The organism is Bacillus sp. JJ783 (assembly GCF_036963225.1).
In the GTDB taxonomy this organism is placed as follows: Bacteria; Bacillota; Bacilli; order Bacillales; family Bacillaceae_G; genus Bacillus_A; species Bacillus_A cereus_U.
In genome coordinates this window covers 1-255 of record NZ_JBALMG010000031.1, presented here as the reverse complement: position 1 = coordinate 255, position 255 = coordinate 1, and the positions used below count along the sequence as shown (strand labels likewise).

Below are 255 nucleotides of genomic sequence, written 5' to 3'. Positions count from 1 at the left end.
TCATTTTGGAAGTATTTTATAAATATATACATTATTAAACAAAAAGAGGGTATCCTCTTTTTTTGTTTAATAATATGGATTCGATATTTGCTGGTAACCTGGATATGGTGTTGGATATGGCGTTGGGTAAGTTACTGGATATGGAGCTGGGTAATATCCCCCACCACTAGCTGCACCTGTTAACGCTCCAGCTGTAAGTCCTCCTACTACTCCTCCTGCAAAACTTCCTGGGAAAAATCCTCCGCCCCATGAGCC

1 pseudogene is annotated in these 255 nt (G+C 40.8%); it reads right to left on the bottom strand.

From position 1 onward, the window contains the following. Nucleotides 1–66: 66 nt before the first annotated feature. Nucleotides 67–255, bottom strand: a pseudogene (locus tag V7038_RS06350) (hypothetical protein); the annotation flags it as partial.